The 19,610-nt window shown below is 54.4% G+C and carries 22 protein-coding genes; 20 read left to right on the top strand and 2 right to left on the bottom strand.

All coding sequences use genetic code 11. The features are described from left to right. Window positions 1-646: 646 nt before the first annotated feature. From FUU19_RS19500 to FUU19_RS19585, 18 genes are all read left to right on the top strand, one after another. Window positions 647-967, top strand: coding sequence for a phage holin family protein (locus FUU19_RS19500; RefSeq protein WP_019453678.1), 321 nt, complete (start codon window positions 647-649; stop codon window positions 965-967). Then, a complete protein-coding gene (locus FUU19_RS19505) occupies window positions 954-1,394 on the top strand; it encodes a lysozyme (protein WP_230490666.1) in 441 nt (146 codons plus the stop codon). The genes FUU19_RS19500 and FUU19_RS19505 overlap by 14 nt, the downstream gene beginning before the upstream one ends. Before the next feature lie 57 nt (window positions 1,395-1,451). Then, entirely contained in the window at window positions 1,452-1,841 is a 390-nt protein-coding gene (locus FUU19_RS19510; RefSeq protein ID WP_230490667.1) for a hypothetical protein, read from the top strand. A 5-nt stretch (window positions 1,842-1,846) separates the two neighbouring features. After that, window positions 1,847-2,230, top strand: coding sequence for an HK97-gp10 family putative phage morphogenesis protein (locus tag FUU19_RS19515; protein ID WP_230490929.1), 384 nt, complete (start codon window positions 1,847-1,849; stop codon window positions 2,228-2,230). 41 nt (window positions 2,231-2,271) lie between these two features. Continuing rightward, complete coding sequence (locus FUU19_RS19520) at window positions 2,272-2,727, top strand: major tail shaft subunit (RefSeq protein WP_016926946.1); 456 nt, start codon at window positions 2,272-2,274, stop codon at window positions 2,725-2,727. Between the two features lie 123 nt (window positions 2,728-2,850). Further along, complete coding sequence (locus FUU19_RS19525) at window positions 2,851-3,216, top strand: phage tail protein (protein ID WP_197834090.1); 366 nt, start codon at window positions 2,851-2,853, stop codon at window positions 3,214-3,216. Window positions 3,217-3,233: 17 nt separating this feature from the next. Beyond that, complete coding sequence (locus FUU19_RS19530; protein ID WP_004935830.1) at window positions 3,234-3,455, top strand: hypothetical protein; 222 nt, start codon at window positions 3,234-3,236, stop codon at window positions 3,453-3,455. Beyond that, window positions 3,448-5,778: a phage tail tape measure protein gene (locus tag FUU19_RS19535; RefSeq protein ID WP_230490668.1), complete on the top strand. Its 2,331-nt coding sequence runs from the start codon at window positions 3,448-3,450 to the stop codon at window positions 5,776-5,778. The genes FUU19_RS19530 and FUU19_RS19535 overlap by 8 nt, the downstream gene beginning before the upstream one ends. Further along, window positions 5,778-6,116, top strand: a complete 339-nt coding sequence (locus FUU19_RS19540; protein WP_193160410.1) for a phage tail protein — start codon at window positions 5,778-5,780, stop codon at window positions 6,114-6,116. Before FUU19_RS19535 ends, FUU19_RS19540 begins: the two co-directional genes overlap by 1 nt. A gap of 12 nt (window positions 6,117-6,128) precedes the next feature. Further along, window positions 6,129-6,878, top strand: coding sequence for a phage minor tail protein L (locus FUU19_RS19545; RefSeq protein WP_230490669.1), 750 nt, complete (start codon window positions 6,129-6,131; stop codon window positions 6,876-6,878). Window positions 6,879-6,887: 9 nt separating this feature from the next. Continuing rightward, entirely contained in the window at window positions 6,888-7,592 is a 705-nt protein-coding gene (locus tag FUU19_RS19550) for a C40 family peptidase (protein WP_230490670.1), read from the top strand. Between the two features lie 39 nt (window positions 7,593-7,631). Beyond that, window positions 7,632-7,991 carry a hypothetical protein gene (locus FUU19_RS19555; protein WP_230490671.1) on the top strand — a complete coding sequence of 120 codons (360 nt, stop codon included), beginning with the start codon at window positions 7,632-7,634 and terminating at the stop codon, window positions 7,989-7,991. A gap of 56 nt (window positions 7,992-8,047) precedes the next feature. Then, entirely contained in the window at window positions 8,048-8,674 is a 627-nt protein-coding gene (locus tag FUU19_RS19560; RefSeq protein WP_230490672.1) for a tail assembly protein, read from the top strand. 53 nt (window positions 8,675-8,727) lie between these two features. Next, window positions 8,728-11,844, top strand: coding sequence for a TipJ family phage tail tip protein (locus FUU19_RS19565; protein ID WP_230490673.1), 3,117 nt, complete (start codon window positions 8,728-8,730; stop codon window positions 11,842-11,844). Then, window positions 11,844-12,221: a hypothetical protein gene (locus FUU19_RS19570; RefSeq protein ID WP_230490674.1), complete on the top strand. Its 378-nt coding sequence runs from the start codon at window positions 11,844-11,846 to the stop codon at window positions 12,219-12,221. The genes FUU19_RS19565 and FUU19_RS19570 overlap by 1 nt, the downstream gene beginning before the upstream one ends. Beyond that, on the top strand, window positions 12,214-13,032 hold the full coding sequence (locus tag FUU19_RS19575) for a hypothetical protein (protein ID WP_230490675.1): 819 nt from the start codon (window positions 12,214-12,216) through the stop codon (window positions 13,030-13,032). Before FUU19_RS19570 ends, FUU19_RS19575 begins: the two co-directional genes overlap by 8 nt. A gap of 258 nt (window positions 13,033-13,290) precedes the next feature. Next, a complete protein-coding gene (locus FUU19_RS19580) occupies window positions 13,291-14,451 on the top strand; it encodes a tail fiber domain-containing protein (RefSeq protein ID WP_230490676.1) in 1,161 nt (386 codons plus the stop codon). Continuing rightward, on the top strand, window positions 14,448-16,469 hold the full coding sequence (locus FUU19_RS19585; RefSeq protein WP_230490677.1) for a phage tail fiber protein: 2,022 nt from the start codon (window positions 14,448-14,450) through the stop codon (window positions 16,467-16,469). The genes FUU19_RS19580 and FUU19_RS19585 overlap by 4 nt, the downstream gene beginning before the upstream one ends. A 156-nt stretch (window positions 16,470-16,625) precedes the next feature. Here the strand turns inward: FUU19_RS19585 and FUU19_RS19590 are convergent, their stop codons facing one another. Then, window positions 16,626-16,868, bottom strand: a complete 243-nt coding sequence (locus FUU19_RS19590) for a DinI family protein (RefSeq protein ID WP_047730213.1) — start codon at window positions 16,866-16,868, stop codon at window positions 16,626-16,628. 869 nt (window positions 16,869-17,737) lie between these two features. Between FUU19_RS19590 and FUU19_RS19595 the strand changes: the two genes are divergently transcribed. Beyond that, window positions 17,738-18,391, top strand: coding sequence for a helix-turn-helix domain-containing protein (locus tag FUU19_RS19595; RefSeq protein ID WP_230490678.1), 654 nt, complete (start codon window positions 17,738-17,740; stop codon window positions 18,389-18,391). Then, a complete protein-coding gene (locus FUU19_RS19600) occupies window positions 18,392-18,880 on the top strand; it encodes an ATP synthase subunit B family protein (RefSeq protein ID WP_197834097.1) in 489 nt (162 codons plus the stop codon). Here the strand turns inward: FUU19_RS19600 and FUU19_RS19605 are convergent. Next, a complete protein-coding gene (locus tag FUU19_RS19605; protein WP_230490679.1) occupies window positions 18,873-19,604 on the bottom strand; it encodes a metallophosphoesterase family protein in 732 nt (243 codons plus the stop codon). The two genes, FUU19_RS19600 and FUU19_RS19605, sit on opposite strands and share 8 nt — an antisense overlap. Between the last annotated feature and the right edge of the window lie 6 nt (window positions 19,605-19,610).

The raw sequence follows: 19,610 nt of genomic DNA on the forward strand, positions 1-19,610 counted from the left end.
CCGGCGTCGCCGCACAATAGATAAACCTCGCTCCGGCGGGGTTTTATTTTTTATCATAAAAGACTCACGCGTACGCAAATAGGCCGGTAATCTGATAAGACTGAATTGTTGCCGGCGCCGCCGCACGATAGATAAACCTCGCTCTGGTGGGTTTTTCATTTTTTATCACAAAAGACTCACGCGTACGCAAATAAACCGGTAATCTGCTAAAACTGAGTCGTTGCCGGCGCCGCCGCACGATAGATAAACCTCGCTCCGGCGGGGTTTATTTTTTTTATAAAAGACTCACGCGTACGCAAATAAGCGAGTAATCTGATAAAACTGAATTGTTGCCGGCGCCGCCGCACGATAGATAAACCTAGCTCTGGCGGGGTTTTTCATTTTTAGCCTCCTTGTCAAAACGGTCAATCACTCACTGAATAATGACTGTCGTTGAATGACCACGACGGGAGGCTAATTCCTCTTCTTTATGAAATAGCGCAATCTTTATTTATCTGCCCAGGTTAAGCAGAACGGATAAGTCATTTTCGACAGCGTAAATGGCCGCTTTTTCAATGGAAGAGGAATGACGGGGAGGTGCGCCGCATTTAGCCACTCTTTTCCATAACTCCCGAACATCGGGCTATGCCCCGGTAAGGGGAGGGTGATGATTATGCCTTGGAAAAATGAACCAAACATCCTTTCAATGCTGCTTGCTTTCGGCATGACGCTGCTGGGGGCGATCGCCAGCTATTCCTTCAAGGTCTTGAACGGCGAAACCTTTAGCTGGAGGACGCTGTTCTTGCAGCTGTTCGTCTCTATTTTCGCCGGTTTGACCATGGTGATGATTGCGCTGCATTACGACTGGCCTTCGGAGGTGATGGGCGGCGTATGCGGCATGGCGGGGTGGTCGGGAGCATCGCTGATCAAGGCATTGGAACGCCGATTTCTCAATAAAGCGTCAGGAGGAAACCATGAAGATAAGTGACGATGGCATGGCGCTGATCAAGCGTTTCGAAGGCCTGCGGTTGCAGGCTTATCAGGACTCGGTCGGCGTTTGGACCATCGGCTACGGTTGGACCCAGCGGGTAGCGGGACGAAAAATAGGGGCCGGTATGGCGATCAACACCGCAACGGCCGAGCGTTTGCTGGCGTGTGGTGTCGCTCAATTTGAACAGGGCGTCGAACGGCGGGTAACGGTGCCGATCACGCAGGGGCAATTCGATGCGCTGGTGAGCTTTACCTATAACCTGGGCCTGCGCGCGCTGGATAACTCGACGCTGCTGCGCCGGCTGAACGCCGGCGATCGGCAGGGGGCGGCCGATCAGTTCGGGCGTTGGGTGAATGCGGGCGGCGTGCGGCTCGATGGGTTGGTTGCTCGGCGCGCGGCTGAACGCGCGCTGTTCCTGTCCTGATGTCCGAATGCGTCTGCAGAACGATTCCCCCCTCAAAACGACGGAGACCTTGCCCAAATGATTGAAGATGAAATCCAACGCTCGCTGGCCGCGCTAACCCATCTGGCGGTTCATCCGCTGGTCTTGCCGGATCCGCAGCAAGAAGGCGTGACCTATCAGAAGATCAGCGATCTGAAAGTGAACACCGGTCTGGTTGACAGTTCGCTGGTACAGAGCCGTTTTCAGATCGTGCTGTACGTGATCGCCGATTACTCCCGGCTGATCGCTCTGGATAAGGCGGTTTTGAATGCCTGGGAAGGGGTTCGGCATGGCCATATCGGCCAATGGCCGGTACAGGCGGTCACGCGCAGCACCCTTTTGCAGAGCGCCACGCCCCTGGCGGATAACCGCGTTCAGTACCGGATGGCGCGCGATTATCTCATCACGCATTCCGAGGTGGCGGCGTGATCGCCATGAACGTTTCCGGCATGGCGGAATTGGCTCGTCGATTGGAAACGATTCGGCGCGAGGTCACCAGCCACATTCTGCCGGAGGCCGGCCACGCCGCGCTGGCGCCGCTACTCAGCACGATGCGGCAGTGTGCCGATCGGGGGGCGCCAAACAGCGAGCCATCGCTGAGCGCCGGCATCGCGATACGTCCGGCCGTTACCGGATGGAACGCGGTGACGTTGCGTGTCGGCCCCAGTAAACAGCATTACCACAGAGCCCTGGCGCAAGAGTACGGCACGGCAACGCAAGCCGCCGCCCCGTTTATTCGTCCTGCGCTGGATCACCATAAGCACCAAGTGTTACGCATCCTGGCGGCTAACGTCCGCTATGGCATCGAAAACCGGTAGCGACCGCTACCATCCTTCATCAAAAAAGAGAGAGAAAAACTATGGCTGATAAAACTTCGCCAGAATACGCCATGCTGCCTGCCGGCACTATCGTCAAATGGGGCACCGTTGGGGCTGCGCCCACGGCCATGAAGGCGCTGACCAACTGTAAAGCGGTAGGTGAAATGGGGCAAACCGGCGGTTTTGTCGATTGCACCACGCTGCTGGATACCGCCAAGCAGTTTATTTCCGACCTGCCGGAAGGCGCGGAGAAATCCATCGGTTTCATCGACGATCCGTCCAACGCCGATTTCGCGGCGCTGCTGAATGCGGCGGACAAGCGCGAAACGGTACAGTTTTACGTCGAGCTGCCGAACGGCCGCACTTCCACCTCCATCCTGTCGCTGTCCGGCTGGAAAATGAATGAGATCACCGCCCCGGCGAGTGAAGTCATTCAGATTACCGTTCAGGGCAAGCAAAACAGCAACACCTGGGGCTCGGTGACCCCGAAGGTGTGACGAACCGACGATCGCGCTGGCTTAACGCCTGAGGGCGCTCGACGCGATCGCTTCCGCCGCGGGCCATGTGGCCTGCGGCAATTTTCTTCATGCAGAGCACATTATATGAACAAGGAAAAACCGATGACTGAGAAATACGATCTGAAAGCGCTGAAAGCGGCGTTGCTGAAATCCGACGATCACGTGATTGAAACGCAGATCTTTGGCGCCAAAGCCTTTATTCGCCGCTTGAAAGCGGCGGAACTGCAGGAAAACGAAGACGGCATGAAGGCCGCCATCGACAGCGGTGACATGAACAAAGCCGCACAGCTCAACGTGCAGCTGCTGCTGTCTTGCCTGATGACGCCGGACGGCAAACGCATCCCGGCCGGCGCTTTGCCGAGCGTAGGCGATCTGCTGGCGGCGCACGACAACCCGACGCTGGTCGAAGCCATCGGCGCCGTTAAGCGCCATGCGGTCGGCAGCCTGGAGGAAGCGGAAAAAAACTGACTGACTCGCCCTGGCTGATGTTGGTGTTCCAACTGGCCGATCGCTGGGGTGAGTCGGATCCTCGCAAGATCGCCGCGATGCCGGCGCACATCCTGAATCACTGGCGGGCATACTTCAAACTGCAAGGCATGACGGCCGATGCGGCGGAAAGTGCCCCCGTTCATCAATCCGGTCAGCCTGCGCAAAGCAGTATTGATATGCAGTGTGCTGACGTTATGCGAGTGCTGGGAAATGGCTGATACCGCACAGTTGGTCGTCGGGTTGCAACTGAATGACACCAACTTTAAAAACAAACTGACGGCGGCTTACCGTACCGCCGGGGAACAATCCGCCAAATTTAACCGCCAGGCTCAGCAGGACGCGAAGAAGACCGACGAGTCGTATCAACGCATCGGCGGCACGCTTGGCGGCCTGGCGGGGAAACTGGCGGGGCTGGCCAGCGTCGAGCTGTCGCTGCAGGGCCTCGCCGCCACCTCGCGCCAGTATGGGCAGGTGCTCACCGAACTTGCGTCCATCACCGTCGCCGCGACGGCGCAGATGAAGCAGTTGGACGACGCGGCCCGCCAGGCGAGCAGTGCCTCCGGCGAAGGCGGCAGCCGCGCGGAGGAGATGCTGAAACTGGCCGGCGGCCTGAATGACAGCGCGGCGGCCTGGCGCGATCAGGCGGCGGCGGCGCGCGGGGCGGCTCAGGCGACGGCCGGCGTCGGTTCTGCCTCTCGCGTCGCGCTGGGGATGCTTGGTGGCCCGATCGGTGTCGCCATCCAGGCGGGATTGGGGATGGCATACTTTTATGAACAAACAATGCAAGCCAAAGAGGCGGCAGTGAGTCTGAAAGATGCTGCGATTCTAACTACGTCAGAGCTTATAAAACTGTCTAGTAAGCAACTTGCCCTGAGAAAATTAGATCTCAGTGAGAAGCTCGAAGAACAGCTTAGTGAGCGAGATAAACAGCAGAATTTGTTGAATTACGCAAACGAGAGAATAAAACGAGTCCAGAGTAACCCAGGTCGGCTGGGCGACATATTTGGTGTTGAAAAGCAACTGCGAGCTACGCGGGTGCGTGCAGAAGCGGCTCTCGAGTCAATAGACATCGGGATTCAAAATACTCGCACTAGTATGCAACATATTGACCAAGCTAACCTTCTTGTTTTGACAGGGGCGGCTCGTCACTTTAATCAGCCAGCAGGTAATATTTTGCCCGCTACTGCAACTGCGCAGGCGCAGTTGATGCCCTCTCCGCCCCCCGCTTATACATTGGATATTGTAAATACAGATAATCTTGGACGTGAGCGACAGCAGGCTCTTGATCAGTACCAACAGCTGCGTCAGGAAATCGAGCAGGCGCATCTGAGCAGCCTCGACAAAATCACCCAGGATGAACAAAGCGCACAGGCCAAGCTGGCGTCAGCGGCCAAGGCGGCCGGTGCCGGGCAGGCCGATGTGCAGCGTGCGATGGCGCTGAACGCCGAGAAGTATCAGCGGCAGCGGCAACAGCTCGCTGAACAATACGCGCCAGGGCAGGCGGCGGTGCGTAAAGAGCAAGAGGTCGGCAAGGAGCTGAAGGCGTTGTATGACGGGCGGCTGTTGACCGAACGCGAGTACCACAACGCCAGCCGGATGCAGCAGCAAGAAACGGCGCGCCAGCGGCTGAAGGCCGAAACCGACGCGCTCGCTGCGCCTCGCCTGAACATTGCCGGTGATGTGGATCCTGCCGTTCGCCTTAACAATCAACTGGTGCAGCAGCAGGCGCAGTACCAGGCCTACTACCAGCAAGGCATTCTGGATAAACAGCGCTATGAACAGCTGATGCAGGCGGCGACGCAAGAGTCGTCGGACGCTCAGTATCAGCAGGCGCTGAGTCTGTTCGGCGGGCAGAGCCGCGTGCACAAGATGGTGCTGGGGCTGGTGGATATGACGCGGGAACGGACCTCCGGCATGATGTTCGATCTGCTGACCGGGACGCAAAACTTTAAGCAAAGCATGCTCGGTTTGATGACCTCCATGACGCAGTCCATCATTCAGCAACTGATCGATCTGGCGATGCAGGCGCTGTTAACCAGAACTTTTCTCTCTACCTTTATGAACATCGGCGGCGGTTTGCTGGGCGGGGCGGCAAGCGCTGGCGCGGGCACGGCCGGTTCAGGCGCGATGGGCATGCCGACCGGTTGGCAAGGCTATGTCCCCAACGCCAAAGGCGGCGTGTACGCCTCGCCTTCGCTTAGCGCATTCAGCGGCCAGATCGTCAGCAATCCTACATTGTTCGCGTTCGCCAGAGGCGCCGGTTTGATGGGCGAGGCCGGGCCGGAGGCCATCATGCCGCTCAAACGCGGCGCGGACGGTTCGCTCGGCGTGCGGGCGATCGGCGGCGGCCAACAGTCTGCGGCGGCACCGAATGTCTACATCACCATCGAGAACGGCGGCAACGTCAGTTCGCAGGCCGATCCGGGATGGGGCGAGTTCGGTAAACAGATGGGGAATATCGCCGCGCAGGAAAGCCAGAAGGTGATCAACCGCAACCTGATGCCGGGCCAGCCGATTTGGAAAGCAATCAAGGGGATGTAATGGGCATTCAGACATTTGAATTTCCGGCGCGCGTCAATGCCGCCGGCGATATACGTTTTCGCGTCAGAAAGGCGCAGTTCGGCGACGGTTATGCGCAGGTCTCCGGCGACGGCATTAACCCGATCGTGCGCTCCTGGGATCTGACCTTTGTCGGCAAGTACGACTACATCACGCCGATCATCGTCTTTCTGGAAAACCATCACGGGGTGAAGTCCTTCCAATGGACGCCACCGACGCAAGTTCCCGGCCTGTACCGCTGCGAGGGCTATAAGCCGGTCGCCATGGGCGGGGACAACTATTCACTGACGGCCACGTTTACCGAGGCCTTCCACGTTTAACCGGGGGAGACGATGCTGAATTCAGATTTGCAAAAGCTGGAGCCGGGCAACCGCATCCGCCTGATTGAGGTAGACGGCACCCGGTTTGGCGCCGATATTCTGCGCTTTCATTGCGATACCCTGCCTTTTACGCCGCAAGAGCTGGCCGCCGCCGGCGGTGATGAAACCAAACTGCCAGCGAAATCGGTCTGGTGGCAGGGGCAGGAGTACGGCCCGTGGCCGTTTAGCGTCGAAGGGCTGGAGATCTCCGCCGACAGCCAGGGCAATGCGCCGAAGCTGTCAGTCGCCAATATCAATGGCCTGATCAGCGCGCTCTGCCTGCAGTTTGAGGACATGGCGCAGGCCAAGGTGCGGATCCACGACACGCTGGTGCACTACCTTGATGCCCGCAACTTCCCGCAGGGGAACCCTTCGGCCGATCCGCTGCAGGAAAAACTGCAGGTGTTTTATATCGATCGCAAGGCGACGGAAAGCGACGAAGCGGTGGAGTTCGAGCTCTCCAGCCCGGCGGACCTGCGGGGATTGCGCATCCCGACCCGGCAAATCCACAGCCTGTGCACCTGGTGCTCGCGCGGCGGCTATCGCACCGGCAAGGGCTGCGATTACGCCGGTAGCCGTTACTTTGACGACAAGGGCAACCCGGTGGATGACCCGAGCCTGGATCGCTGCGGCGGGCTGTTGAGCGACTGCCAGAAACGCTTTGGCGAGAACGAGCCGCTGCCGTTCGGCGGCTTCCCCGGCGCGGCGTTAATTCGGCAGTAGGGGGCGAGCATGAAAGAAAAAACCGCGGCGGCCATTATGGCGCACGCCAGGGCTGAGTATCCGCGCGAATGCTGCGGCGTGGTGGCGCAAAAATCCCGCGTGGAGCGCTATTTTCCGTGCCGCAACCTGGCGGACAACCCCACCGAGCAGTTTCATCTGGCGCCGGAAGACTACGTGGCCGCCGCCGAATGGGGCACCATCACCCTCATTGTGCACAGCCACCCGGACGCCACCACGCAGCCGAGTGAGCTGGACAAGGCGCAGTGCGACACGATGGAGTTGCCTTGGGCGATAGCCAGCTGGCCGGAGGGGGATTTACGCACCCTCTTGCCGCGCGGCGAACTGCCGCTGGTGGGCCGCCCGTTCGTGCTGGGGCATACCGATTGTTGGGGGCTGGTCATGAGCTACTACCGGCAGGAGCACGGCATAACGCTTCAGGATTACCGCGTTGATTATCCGTGGTGGGAACGGGGTGAAAACCGCTATCTGGATAACTGGCATGCGTGCGGCTTTCGCGAGTTTGATGGCCCGCCGCAGCTGGGGGATATGGCGATCATGCAGGTTTCGGCGCCGGTGGCCAACCACGCCGGTATCCTGCTGGCAGATGGTCTGTTGCTGCACCATATGTACGGCATGCTCAGCCAGCGGGTGCCTTACGGTGGGTATTGGAAAGAGCGAACGGTGAAGGTGTTGCGGCATAGAGAAATGATGTAATTCTCTGTTATGATGAAAAAAATAACAGAGGGAATACTGATGAAAAAACTCCTATTACCCATCACGTTGCTGATGCTGACAGGTTGCGCAAATCCAGAACTAACAAAAAAGGTTACTGCTGAGTTTACGTCTCAAAAAGATGCCAATAGTTTGGCTGTCTGCATTGCAGAAAAATCGGACAAGCGTACATTCAATGGATTGCGAATTGAAACCGTAAGTAAGCCCACACGAGAGAGTGGGATCGCATTGGTTTTGATTAATGGCAATGGTTATATCGATATTTTAGATAAAGGGTCTCAACAGCAAGTAGTATATAGAGGTGAGGCCGCAAATAGTAATTGGGGTAAACTGACCAATAGAAATGGTGAGGTTATTTCTGACATTAAATCATGCTTGTAAAAATTAAATTTCCAATTAGACCCACATTTGGTGGGTTTTTTTATGAGGAAAAATACATGTCGTTAATTGAAGCTCCACTCAGAACGGTAAGGTTTCACGGACCGTTGATCAAAGCTTTTGGGAGAGAGTTCAAATATCGGGCTACGACGGTACCCAAGGCTATTGATGCAATGAAGAACTTATTGCCAGGTTTCGAACGCTACATGCTTGAAGCGCACAAACGCGGCCTGACATTTTCTATTTTCGTTGGTAAACGCAATGTCGGACAGGATGAGCTGGCATTCACCAAAGGGTCGGAAGAGATTCATCTTGTTCCCGTCGTGATTGGGAGCAAGCGCGCAGGCTTATTCCAGACCGTGTTGGGCGTGGCGCTGGTTGCCGTGGCTATGTATGTTTCTGCGGGCGCAGGGACGGGGGCTCTGGGGGCATTTACGGCGGGTGGGGGAACTGGCATGGCGGCGATGGCCGGTGCTTCCATGGCCCTCGGCGGCATCCTCCAAATGCTTTCCCCGCAAATGGGCGGGCTGCGCATGCGGCAAGGCCCGGAAAATAAACCGAGCTATGCCTTTGGCGGGCCGGTCAATACCACGGCGCAGGGCAACCCCGTCGGCGTGCTGTACGGCACGCGTGAAATTGGCGGGGCGATTATCTCCGCAGGCATTTATACCGAAGACCAGCAATAACGACATCCGTTTGAACAGACAGCCGCAATAGCGGCTTTTTTTATGGGCGAAATATGGCACAGAAAATTATCCGTGGGCGAAAAGGCGGCGGCGGTGGCGGCCACACGCCGGTAGAATCGCCGGACAGCATTCAGTCGATCGCCAGAGCGAAGATGTTGTTCGCATTGGGCGAAGGGGAATTTGCCGGCGGGCTGGATGGCACAAACATTTTTATTGACGGTACGCCGGTGCTGGGCAGCGACGGAACGGAAAACTTTCCCGGTTTCCGCTGGGAATTCCGTCCTGGTTCGCAGGCGCAGGAATATATCCAGGGCATTCCCGCCGTTGAGAATGAGATCTCGGTTGGCAGCGAACTGAAAAGCGGCGCGTCGTGGGTGCGTTCCGTCTCGAACCTGCAGCTTTCCGCCGTTCGCCTGCGCCTGGGGTGGCCCATGCTGCAAAAGCAGGCGGACAACGGCGACGTCAACGGCTATCGCATCGAGTATGCCATCGACGTGGCGACCGACGGCGGCAGCTACCAGGAGGTGCTAACGGCGGCGATCGACGATAAAACCACCTCGCTGTATGAACGCTCGCACCGCATCAATTTGCCGAAGGCCACCACGGGATGGCAGCTGCGCGTGCGCCGGTTGACGCCTAACGCCAACAGCGCCCGGATCGCCGATCGCATGAACATCGAGGCGCTGACCGAGATCATCGACGCCAAGCTGCGCTACCCGAACACTGCGCTGCTTTACGTGGAGTTCGACTCAAAGCAGTTCCCCAACATCCCGAAGATCAGCTGTAAACCGCGCGGCCGCCTGATCCGCGTACCGGACAACTACGATCCGCAAACGCGCAGCTATACCGGCATCTGGAGCGGCGGCTTTAAGTGGGCCTACAGCGATAACCCGGCGTGGGTGTTTTACGACATTATTTTGGCTGAGCGTTTTGGCCTCGGCGATCGCCTCGATGCGTCTCAGGTCTCCGAGTCCGAACTGTACCGCATCGCGCAGTATTGCGACCAGCCTGTGCCGGACGGGCGTGGCGGCGAGGGCATGGAGCCGCGCTTTACCTGCAACGTTTATCTGCAGTCGCGGGAAGAGGCCTGGACGGTGCTGAGCGATTTGGCCGGCATTTTTCGCGGCATGACCTATTGGGGGCAAAACCAAATGGTCGCCCTGGCGGACATGCCGCGCGATATGGACTTCACCTACACCCGCGCCAACGTTATCGACGGCAAGTTTACCTACTCGTCCGCCAGCGAACGCACCCGCTACAGCACCGCGATGGTCAGCTGGTCCGATCCTGGCAACCATTACGCCGATGCGATAGAGGCGGTATTCGACAGCGATCTGGTGCGCCGCTACGACGTGAACCAGACCGAACTGACGGCCATCGGCTGCACCACGCCGAGCGAAGCGAACCGCCGCGGCCGCTGGGCGTTGTTGACCAACAGCAAGGATCGTACGGTCAGCTTCTCCGTGGGGCTGGACGGCATGATCCCCATGCCGGGGCATATCGTCGGCGTGGCGGACCAGATGCTGGCCGGGCGGGTGATTGGCGGGCGCCTCAGCGGCGTGGACGGCCGTAAACTGACGCTGGACAGGAAGCCGGGCGCCAAAGCCAGCGATCGCCTGATCGTCAACCTGCCTTCCGGCCGGGCGCAGGCGCGCACCGTTCAGGCGGTGAATGAACGCGTGGTGACCGTCACCACGGCCTACAGCGAGGCGCCGGCGCCGGAGGCGGCCTGGTCCATCGACGCGGACGACCTGGCGGTGCAGCTTTACCGCGTGGTGGGCATCGCCGATAACGGCGACAACACCTATACCGTCAACGCGGCGGAACACGATCCGAACAAGTACGCCCGTATCGATACCGGCGCGCGTATCGACGATCGGCCGATCTCCATCATTCCGCCCGGCGTGCAGTCGCCGCCGAAAAACATCACCATCGACAGTTACTCCTCGGTGAGCCAGGGTATCGCCATTACCACTCTGCGCGCCGCCTGGGGCGCGGTTGAAAATGCCATCGCCTATGAGGCCGAGTGGCGCAAAGATAACGGCAACTGGGTGTCGGTGCCGCGCACCTCGGCGCTCGGCTTTGAAGTGCCGGGCATTTACGCCGGTCGTTATCGGGTGCGCGTGCGGGCCATCAACGCCAGCAATGTGTCGTCTGTCTGGGCAACCTCGGTGGAAACCTACCTCAAGGGCAAAGAGGGTAAGCCGCCGATGCCGGTCGGCTTCAAGGCATCGCCTTTGCTGTGGGGCATCCAGCTCGACTGGGCGTTCCCCACCGGCGCTGAAGATACGCTCAAGACCGAAATTCAGTATGCGGACAACGCCGCCGGGAATAACGCGATGCTGCTGGCCGATATCCCGTATCCGCTGCACACCCACGCCATGACCGGGTTGAAGGCCGGTCAGGCCTTCTGGTTCCGCGCGCGGTTGCAAGACCGCACCGGCAATCAGGGCGACTGGATAGGCTGGGCCGCCGGGCAGGCGAACGCGGACGCCGGCGATTATCTCGAGAACATCGGCGACGATCTCCTGACCGCGAAAGACGGCGAGCGGCTGGTGGGCGATATCGACACCAACATCGACGCCATCTTGCAGAATGCGCTGGCCAACAACGCGACGGTGGATCACCAGTGGGCGCAGTACGGCACGGTGCGCGCCGATATCATGGTGGTGAAAACCACCATCTCGGAGGTCGATCGCGGGCTGGCCGAGATGAAAACTCAGGTGCAGGCGCAGATTGACGACGTAGCGGCGGTGCTGGAAGACAAGCTGACGGCGACGGTAGACGCCGACGGCGCCACGGCCATCCATACGCTGAAAGCGGGCGTGCGGGTGAACGGCACCTTCTACAATGCCGGCATGTCGATCGCGGTATTGGCGGAAAACGGCAGGCCAGTCACCACCCGCGTCGGCTTTAACGCCAACCAGTTTGTGCTGATGAGCGGCAACAACAGTAATCAGTATTCGCCGTTTGCCGTAGTGGATGGGCAGGTGTTTATGAATAATGCCTTTATTCAGGATGGAACAATCAGTAATGCCAAGATTGGTAACTATATACAATCTAACAACTTTGGGGTAAACGGTGGGTGGCGAATAAGCAAGCCTGATAATAATATGATATTTACGGATGAAAATAATGTCGTTCGCGTACGTATGGGGAGGCTTTATTAATGAGCGAACAGTATGGATGGCAGATATCAGACTCCAGAGGAAATATGGTGGCCGATCACACTGTTATTATGTCACGTTGGCTTGGCTCTTATGATATTGGAATGATTCAATGGTGGGGTAACCCTCCACATTACTGGAGCCACAGAATAGAAAATATACCATTCAATGGTGGGACACCATACAGTTACACTGTACCAACACCTGGCATCGTAATGCCAGAAGGTTGGGGAACAGCTTATGCTCCTCCTGATATTTATTGTGGCCCTAACTATATCGATCTCTCTTATAATGACACCATAAGGAGTTACCCTGATGACCTAGGTATAGGTCTTTTGTTGGGCATGCTTACAGTTCATTGGGGAGTTTATAATGCCTAATAGTTATGGGGTAGAGCTTTTTAATAATAGGAATTACGTTGTCGCTAATGCCAACGACGTAAATTATACCTTACGGAGCGCTGGTCAGATTCATAATTGGCAGTTCAACCCGCCTAATGTTCTCAGTGTTGCAGCGTTTTGCGGTGTCGACTTATCACCGTACAACTCTCCGCTCATGTTCTTTAAGCCAATGTGGAACGATCAGCGTATAGGATGCATGACGGGCGACGAAAGGGATTGGCACGCATCTCAGTTGGGGCCAACAAAAAAGATGTTCAAGGTCATGAAGTGGGGGAATAAGGATATTGGTAGTATTCAATATTACATCTTTGACAGATGGGTTCCGCCAGAGAGGTCTTCACATGGAATGCAGCTTTTTGATAGTTCTGGAAATATCATTTTTGATAGTGGTTGGAACTTCATGAAGATCCGAAATGTGATGTGGCTTGATCCAGGATATCCTAACCACGGACACGGAGATCCTAATGGAGGAAACCCAGAAAATGAACAAAACTGGACAATGATAGGCGCTGCTGGCTCAGGTAATCTGGCAATGGCGATGCCGAATCCGAGGGGCTGGGTTACCACAAACTGGAGAGGAGAAGGTTGGATGATGTATGAATGTTTCCACTTCTCAGACTGGGATAACAAAATTACGATCTCACTTATACCTCGTGGTGAGTACTTATGGACGCCGCCAAATGCCGGTTGGGCAAACCCAAACACTAGGTCTCAAGTCATGATTATTGATGTTGATGGATTTCCGACAAATTATTATGATGCCAAAATAGTACCAGGGTTTACCGCTTAACCCATCTTAGACATATTATTAGTGAATAATGAATTTCATTTACAGAGTTGACTTTCGCCTGATGAAGAAGTTTTCATATTCCTTGGTGGGAGCTATTACTAAAAATTCATGGGGTGTTTTACTTTTATTAATGCCACAGGGTTAAATTTAAATTGATAATATTGTTTTATATCTTTCGATGTAAGGTGATTATCATTTAATAATGAAAACTCCGGTCATCGTACCGGTTTTTTTGTTGCCAAAATTCAGGAGAACACTATGCCAGCAGGCACTCTTACCCTAACAAATAATTCAGCTATAGTAAAAGGTACCGGAACGGCCTTTAATACCGAGCTGAAGGCCGGTGATTTCATCGTAAGCGTTGTCGGTGGCGTTACCTATACGCTGCCGGTGAAAACCGTTGATAGCGCCACTCAGGCGACGCTGATTAAAGCCTACGACGGCCCAACGCAGGCAGGCGCAGCATGGTATGCCGTGCCGCGCGACGCGATGAGCGCCATCACCGCGCAGTTGGCTGCCGAGACGGCGAAAGCCCTGCGAGGGCTGAACCTCGATAAAGAGAACTGGCAACAGGTCTTCAGCAATACCGGGAATATTACCGTTAAGTTGCCGGATGGCAGCACCTATAGTGGCCCGGCTTGGAATAATATTTCAGCTTCTCTCAATAATAAGTTAGACAAGACGATTAGCACTGCTCAGGAAATTAAAGGCTCACTGTCTTTACAGGGATCTGTGGTGACAGGGCAAGCGGCAAATCTTGATGTGGGTGGGTATTCACGCTTCCGCAAGTCAACGACATTTGATGATACCATGATGGGGCGAAATGGCATTCATTTAAACTCTGGTGATACGGGGTCATCTAATGTCCGTGCTGAAAAGACTTTTACCAGATCTAGCGGAACTGTAGATGGCCCGACATTACTATCGGTCATGACAACTGCAGGTGGCGTTGTCACTGCCATGCAAATGTTTTGTCGTCGCGAAATTGGCGTAACTGATTATGGCGCGATTTCATTTAAGGATTACGCCAATGTCTGGCATGAGGTGCGTCTACAGAATAACGGAGACTTTAATAACTTAACCGGGAATTGGGTTACCGGCTCAGACCTTAGAATTAAAACTGAAGTAAAAGAAATTGAAGACCCTATAACACTCATTCGCGGTCTAAAACTCTATACCGGCAAGCGCGATGGCAAGCCCTTTATCGGTGGTATCGCACAAGAAATTGAAAAGAGCCTTCCTCAGGTTGTTGCTGAAGGCGGCTCCTTAGAATTGCAAAACGGTGAAATGGTTGAGCGAGTAAAATCCGTCGATTATTCAACGCTGGGATATGTGGCCCTGGCCGCACTGAATCAGGCTCTGGATAGAATCGATCGCCAGGATGAATTAATCAAAGAACTCATGGAGAAAGTACAATGACATTAATCAGCGGAATATTAAAAGGCCCTTACGGCGATCCTCGCTCCGGCGTAACCATTACTCTGCGCGCAGTCAGAACCTCGTCAACGGTCTTGAGCCTGGCTAAATCCCAGTCGGTGACGGATGATGGCGGTAAATACGCTTTGGCCGTAGAGCCGGGCGCTTACGAGGTCATCATCTCTGTGTATGGCGCGCAGCCGGAGCGGGTGGGGGCTATCGAGGTTTATAACGATTCACTGCCCGGCACGCTCAATGATTTCCTGCGTCGGCCAGGGGAAAGCGATATTACGCCTGAGATTGTGCAAACCGTCGATCGCCTGCGCGCAGAAGCGGCAGCGTCCGCCGGCAAGGCATCTTCCTCCGCTGCGGCGGCAAAAATCAGTGAGCAAAATGCGGCGAAGAGCGCCACTCAGGTGGTGACCGCATTTGACAATGTGCGGTTCAAGTTACCGGAAAATAACACCAATATCACCACCTGGTTCCTTTTGGGGCAGTTTAAAAATGCGGGGCAAAATGGCGTTGGGATCGCGCTCAATTTCTACGGTTCGAATGGCTATAGCGGGTTTGTTTATAACGCCGGCCTGTCACGCCTGATGCTGAGAACGGGTAATCTTGGCGCCAGCGATACGACCAATAAGGCCAACCGTATCGGCGGTACTTTTATTAATGATACCGGAACGCCGATCTTGGATATTCAGGTTATTGAATCCAGTCGCGATAATTATGATATCTATGTGAAAGTGAATAGCTTCACCATCAACTGCTGGTATACGGTTGAGCAAATCACCTACGCGAATGCCGCCGGTCTGCGCTGGGAGCATAAGGCGGTAAAACAATCGGTGGAACCGGTTGGGGTGATGAAAATTGACATGCGTACAGGCGTTTCGTTCTCGCAATCGCAGGCGCTGCCCGATTATGCGACTGTCGCCCAATCTGCTATCGGTGGTTTTGGTACCGGACCAATGCATACTGAGGATGCATTCGCGAAGGATAATAAATCTTCTATTCAGCGCTACACTGTCGTGACGGCCAACCGGCCGGGCAACGTGTCCGGGGGGCTATTAACGCTGCCGGTGGATGGCGGCCCTTCGTGCGCGTATTTTGCCACATCGATTTCGCGGCAGGCCTGGGTGGGGAGTTCATCTACCGCATTGCCTTCGACCATCACCTGGTCGCGGTTATTTAGCTCGTCCGATCAACCCACCGTCGCAGACATTCCAAATCTGAAGGACTGGGGATTGAGTAAAGGCGTGACTGCGGCGAATAAAGGCAATTTCAATGCGCAAATGCAAAGCCGGCGTGGTTATGTAGGCACGGACCCTATTGGCAACCCCTTTAAAGACGTTGGCACATATTTCCTCGATACGCGCTCATGGGCAGTGACGCAGACGGGAACCGACGACAGCTTTAGGACGGTACAAACCTGTTACGGCTATGGCGTGAATGCGGCTCAAGCAGGGAAAATCGCCGTGCGCAGCTGGAATGGCAGTGCGTTTACCCCCTGGGTTTGGATGTGGTCGGAAGCCAACACTACCGTTGATGCCAACGGCTTTATTAAGAAAGCCTCACCGATCGCCAGGTTGTCCGCGGCTTCTGAGCATATGCAGGCTGACTATCTGGACGGCGGCTTTGCTCTGGCCGGCTATGTCGCCGTTAACGGTGAGGCGACAGGGGTAAGTGCTGAGCGAATCTCCACCGGCGTTTATCAACTGAAAGGTTCGCTGGGGTTGGCAAAGGAGGGCTGGACCATCGAAGTACCGCAGGACGTGAACGGTAACCGCCTGTGCTTTGTGGAAACCGCCACTGACAGCGATGGCGTGATTACGGTGAAAATCAGCAAACGTCGTTTTGACATCGATACCGCGACGGTTGTGGCCGGCGAAGCGATGGATATCCCTGAAGGGCGCTGGATCGATCTGCGCCTCACCATGCCGGTGCGTGAAGTGGTGGAAGTGCTGCCGCCGGAGGCGCTGGTATCAAACGATGACGCGCCATCGGAAACCAACGCGGCTTCATAAATAAAGTGGATGCCAGGTAAATAATGCCGGTGCAGAAGGTTATTGGCCGCCTATTGCATCGGCGCCGGCATTATCACCGAGAGGCTCGGGCAAACACGCTGCCCGTTCCGCCCGGCAAGGTTCCCGCTGAGTGGGAGTCAATACCGTTACTGCCCGTCAAATATCAGTGACCAGCCACTGATCCGCTTCTTCGAACATCTCTTCCAACATTCGGTTCAGCTTCTCACGATCGCTTTTGCTAGCGTCGGAATTCAGGCCGTTGGCCTGCATCGGTTTTACGCGCACCTCCGCCTCCGGGAACAGCGCATGCACGCGTTTTTCCAGCTCGTTGCGAATAATCTCGGCGGCGTTGGGCAGCCCAGCGACGTTGCGCTTGTCGTACACTAATTCTACAAACATGACTCACCTGTAAACACTGATTTAATGTACAGTATTTTGGCCTGAGGAAGGCGGGTTGGCAAGAGGGGGGCACAATTTTGCATAAGGCGTTTATTCTTACTTGCGCAGCGGGCGGCCAAGCCTGCCACGGCATCATTTCTTTACGTCTGGCCAGTGGTCTGCATTTTCCCCGCTCACTTCGGGCGTGAATATTCAAAGGGCACGATTATCCCCCGCAGTCTACATTTTTCTCCCTTACAAATCAGTACGTAAGGCGGTGGCGTCGGGCTGGGGCTCCCTGGCGTTGGGGGCCCGGCGCCACCTTTCTGGTCGCCGTTCTTGGCATAATATCGATCAACGCAGGTACACGTCGGAACTCGGCGCTACGGGTGCTGACGCAGCTTCTTCGCGTTCTGACAGAGAAAAAATCCCGAGTGTTGGGCAATGGTCGCTCTATGAGCGCTGAATAAAGCATTCATCTTATTTCCTTTAAAATTATTAAACCGGGATGCGGTTTGCTCTCCAGGTTGGCTTCTGTACGTTAAATTGCTGCGGGGTTAATGATCAGCATTTTGGGTTTCTCCCGCGTCAGCTATGGCGTGAATGCGATGAAGTTATCCCGGACGTTGTAAAGCGCCTTTGATGTTTGATGAACGGGATATGAGTTAGCCTGCTCAGACAGCCATTTTATAAGTAAATTGAATCATTTAAAAAGCAACCAATCACGTTCGGTAATAACGGCGATTAACGATAAAATAATTATATTACAATGCATTATATTTATATTTCGTATACCAAAGGCCCCGAGCCATTGTCATGCCCACCCTGTAAGTGGTTTAATGTTTTTGATTCACTTTAATGACGCTAAAGTATAGGTTTAAAACATTATAATGCAACCAAACAACATTAAAATATCAGAAGAAAATGGTATGTCATTGAAAATGATAGGTGAAAACCTCACTTACCTCATGCGCATGCACGGGATTGACGCCAGTCGGTTGAGCAGCGAAACAGGGATAGGTATTGCCACGATCAATAATCTGAGGAAAGGCGTGGGGAATCCCACGATCGCCACGCTTGCGTCCATTGGTGAATTTTTCAGCGTAAAAGTAGGGGAGCTGACTGACAAGGATTTAAGCGTCACGGGAGAGGCTAAGCACAATGTGAGGTCGCTGCCGCTCATTAGCTACAGCGATGTAGAGCGTTTTCTGGCCAACACGATCAGAACGGCAGATACCTATACGACAGAAGTCGATGACATGACGGACGATTCGCTGTTTGTGGTAGAGATAACGAATAATTCACTGTCGCCTGAATTAGACCGTGGAACGTATTGTGTGATCTCCCTCAAGGAGCCATTTTGCGATGGCGATATCGTCCTGGTTAAGCTGAAAAATTACCCAATATGCTTAAGGCGAGTTTTTGTTTCCGACGACGACTTGTTGTTTACAAACATCTCATTAGATTCAGATAGCAGCGTGAAGTCCTATAGCGATTATGCGATCGTCGGTGTTCTATTGAAAACGATAAAGAGGCTGAAATAAATGGATCTATTTAACATAATGAGAAGGTTAAGAAAAATATACTCTCCCAGTTACCTCTATACGTTAGATCGCAGCGTGATCCGAACGGCGGATGGATATTGGCTTTTCAAAGAGTTTGGCACCCATACTTTCGTGAAAAAAAACTGGGGGCAACTCATCGAGGGCGATTTTCTCAGGCACGTTAACCCGAAAGACATCGCTTTTATCGCCGAGACCGAATCTAAAATAAAAATCGCCTCGGCCAAACTGTCGATTCATGAAGAAAAAAGAAACTGTATGTGGACGTTGAAAAACGACGTTGACTCGATATCAATATCAGGGGCGGATTTTCTAAGGGATCGCGATCTTGTCGACAAAACCGAGTCCTTGGATGCGACGAAAATAGCCTTTTATGCCGGGGTGAAAGAAGGCAGAGCACTCTCTGCCTCTTTGAAAAATGCAAAGAAAAGCGCCAGGTCTAAAAAAACAATACTGACGTTGATTAAATAAACCAGGGTTCGACGTGAATATGCTCATCGAACGTAATTACGCTGAAAGCCGAGTTGTCTATGGTGCTGACATCGCTTGTGCCGTTTTTCCATTGCGAACAAATTGCCGGGGAAACAGAGATTAAGGTTTCCCCCAGCTTTCTTTGGAATAACGTATGCGCATGGCCTGAGCCGATAAACTTAACGTTTAATCGTTGGCAGAGGCTCAAAAGCTCCTCAGCATTGTTTAACATACAGCTATCAACAATCGGGGTGCCTACCGGAATAGGGTGATGATGCAAGAAGACGGCGACCTTTTTATTGCCACTTGCGACGATGGCTTTTTCAAGCGTGTCGAGCGATTGCGTCGAGACCCTGCCGAAATCTTCGTTATCGACCACCGAGTCGATGCTGAGCATGCGCCATTCGTCATCTTCAAACGCGTTTATATCGTAGCTGCCACCCTGCTTACGGGCCGTATCGTCCAGGTTCTTTTTGTTGTCGTGGTTGCCTGGGAAAAAATAGAAAGGTAAGGAAGTGCGGTTCATTATCTTAAAGAAGCGCTCATAAGAGGGGATATCGCCATCATGAGAGATGTCACCCGTCACAATGATTAAGTCGGCATTGATTTTATCGGCATTGGCATTAATGAAGTCAATGGCCCTGTCGAAATTAGCAAGATGCTTCGAAGCCAGCGCGCTTTCATTAGGCATAATATGTATGTCGCTAATCTGAATTACTTTCATGCGAGA

Origin of the sequence: Serratia montpellierensis (assembly GCF_020858655.1) — a bacterium.
Taxonomy (GTDB): domain Bacteria; phylum Pseudomonadota; class Gammaproteobacteria; order Enterobacterales; family Enterobacteriaceae; genus Serratia; species Serratia montpellierensis.

Bases quoted from the DNA above. Each gene is read 5' to 3' on its own strand.
- FUU19_RS19555 (WP_230490671.1), top strand. From the start codon at position 7,632: ATGAAAAAACTCCTATTACCCATCACGTTGCTGATGCTGACAGGTTGC.
- FUU19_RS19500 (WP_019453678.1), top strand. From the start codon at position 647: ATGATTATGCCTTGGAAAAATGAACCAAACATCCTTTCAATGCTGCTT.
- FUU19_RS19570 (WP_230490674.1), top strand. From the start codon at position 11,844: ATGAGCGAACAGTATGGATGGCAGATATCAGACTCCAGAGGAAATATG.
- FUU19_RS19520 (WP_016926946.1), top strand. From the start codon at position 2,272: ATGGCTGATAAAACTTCGCCAGAATACGCCATGCTGCCTGCCGGCACT.
- FUU19_RS19575 (WP_230490675.1), top strand. From the start codon at position 12,214: ATGCCTAATAGTTATGGGGTAGAGCTTTTTAATAATAGGAATTACGTT.
- FUU19_RS19505 (WP_230490666.1), top strand. From the start codon at position 954: ATGAAGATAAGTGACGATGGCATGGCGCTGATCAAGCGTTTCGAAGGC.
- FUU19_RS19550 (WP_230490670.1), top strand. From the start codon at position 6,888: ATGAAAGAAAAAACCGCGGCGGCCATTATGGCGCACGCCAGGGCTGAG.
- FUU19_RS19545 (WP_230490669.1), top strand. From the start codon at position 6,129: ATGCTGAATTCAGATTTGCAAAAGCTGGAGCCGGGCAACCGCATCCGC.
- FUU19_RS19525 (WP_197834090.1), top strand. From the start codon at position 2,851: ATGACTGAGAAATACGATCTGAAAGCGCTGAAAGCGGCGTTGCTGAAA.
- FUU19_RS19600 (WP_197834097.1), top strand. From the start codon at position 18,392: ATGGATCTATTTAACATAATGAGAAGGTTAAGAAAAATATACTCTCCC.
- FUU19_RS19605 (WP_230490679.1), bottom strand. From the start codon at position 19,604: ATGAAAGTAATTCAGATTAGCGACATACATATTATGCCTAATGAAAGC.
- FUU19_RS19540 (WP_193160410.1), top strand. From the start codon at position 5,778: ATGGGCATTCAGACATTTGAATTTCCGGCGCGCGTCAATGCCGCCGGC.
- FUU19_RS19590 (WP_047730213.1), bottom strand. From the start codon at position 16,868: ATGTTTGTAGAATTAGTGTACGACAAGCGCAACGTCGCTGGGCTGCCC.
- FUU19_RS19565 (WP_230490673.1), top strand. From the start codon at position 8,728: ATGGCACAGAAAATTATCCGTGGGCGAAAAGGCGGCGGCGGTGGCGGC.
- FUU19_RS19580 (WP_230490676.1), top strand. From the start codon at position 13,291: ATGCCAGCAGGCACTCTTACCCTAACAAATAATTCAGCTATAGTAAAA.
- FUU19_RS19515 (WP_230490929.1), top strand. From the start codon at position 1,847: ATGAACGTTTCCGGCATGGCGGAATTGGCTCGTCGATTGGAAACGATT.
- FUU19_RS19595 (WP_230490678.1), top strand. From the start codon at position 17,738: ATGCAACCAAACAACATTAAAATATCAGAAGAAAATGGTATGTCATTG.
- FUU19_RS19585 (WP_230490677.1), top strand. From the start codon at position 14,448: ATGACATTAATCAGCGGAATATTAAAAGGCCCTTACGGCGATCCTCGC.
- FUU19_RS19530 (WP_004935830.1), top strand. From the start codon at position 3,234: ATGTTGGTGTTCCAACTGGCCGATCGCTGGGGTGAGTCGGATCCTCGC.
- FUU19_RS19510 (WP_230490667.1), top strand. From the start codon at position 1,452: ATGATTGAAGATGAAATCCAACGCTCGCTGGCCGCGCTAACCCATCTG.
- FUU19_RS19560 (WP_230490672.1), top strand. From the start codon at position 8,048: ATGTCGTTAATTGAAGCTCCACTCAGAACGGTAAGGTTTCACGGACCG.
- FUU19_RS19535 (WP_230490668.1), top strand. From the start codon at position 3,448: ATGGCTGATACCGCACAGTTGGTCGTCGGGTTGCAACTGAATGACACC.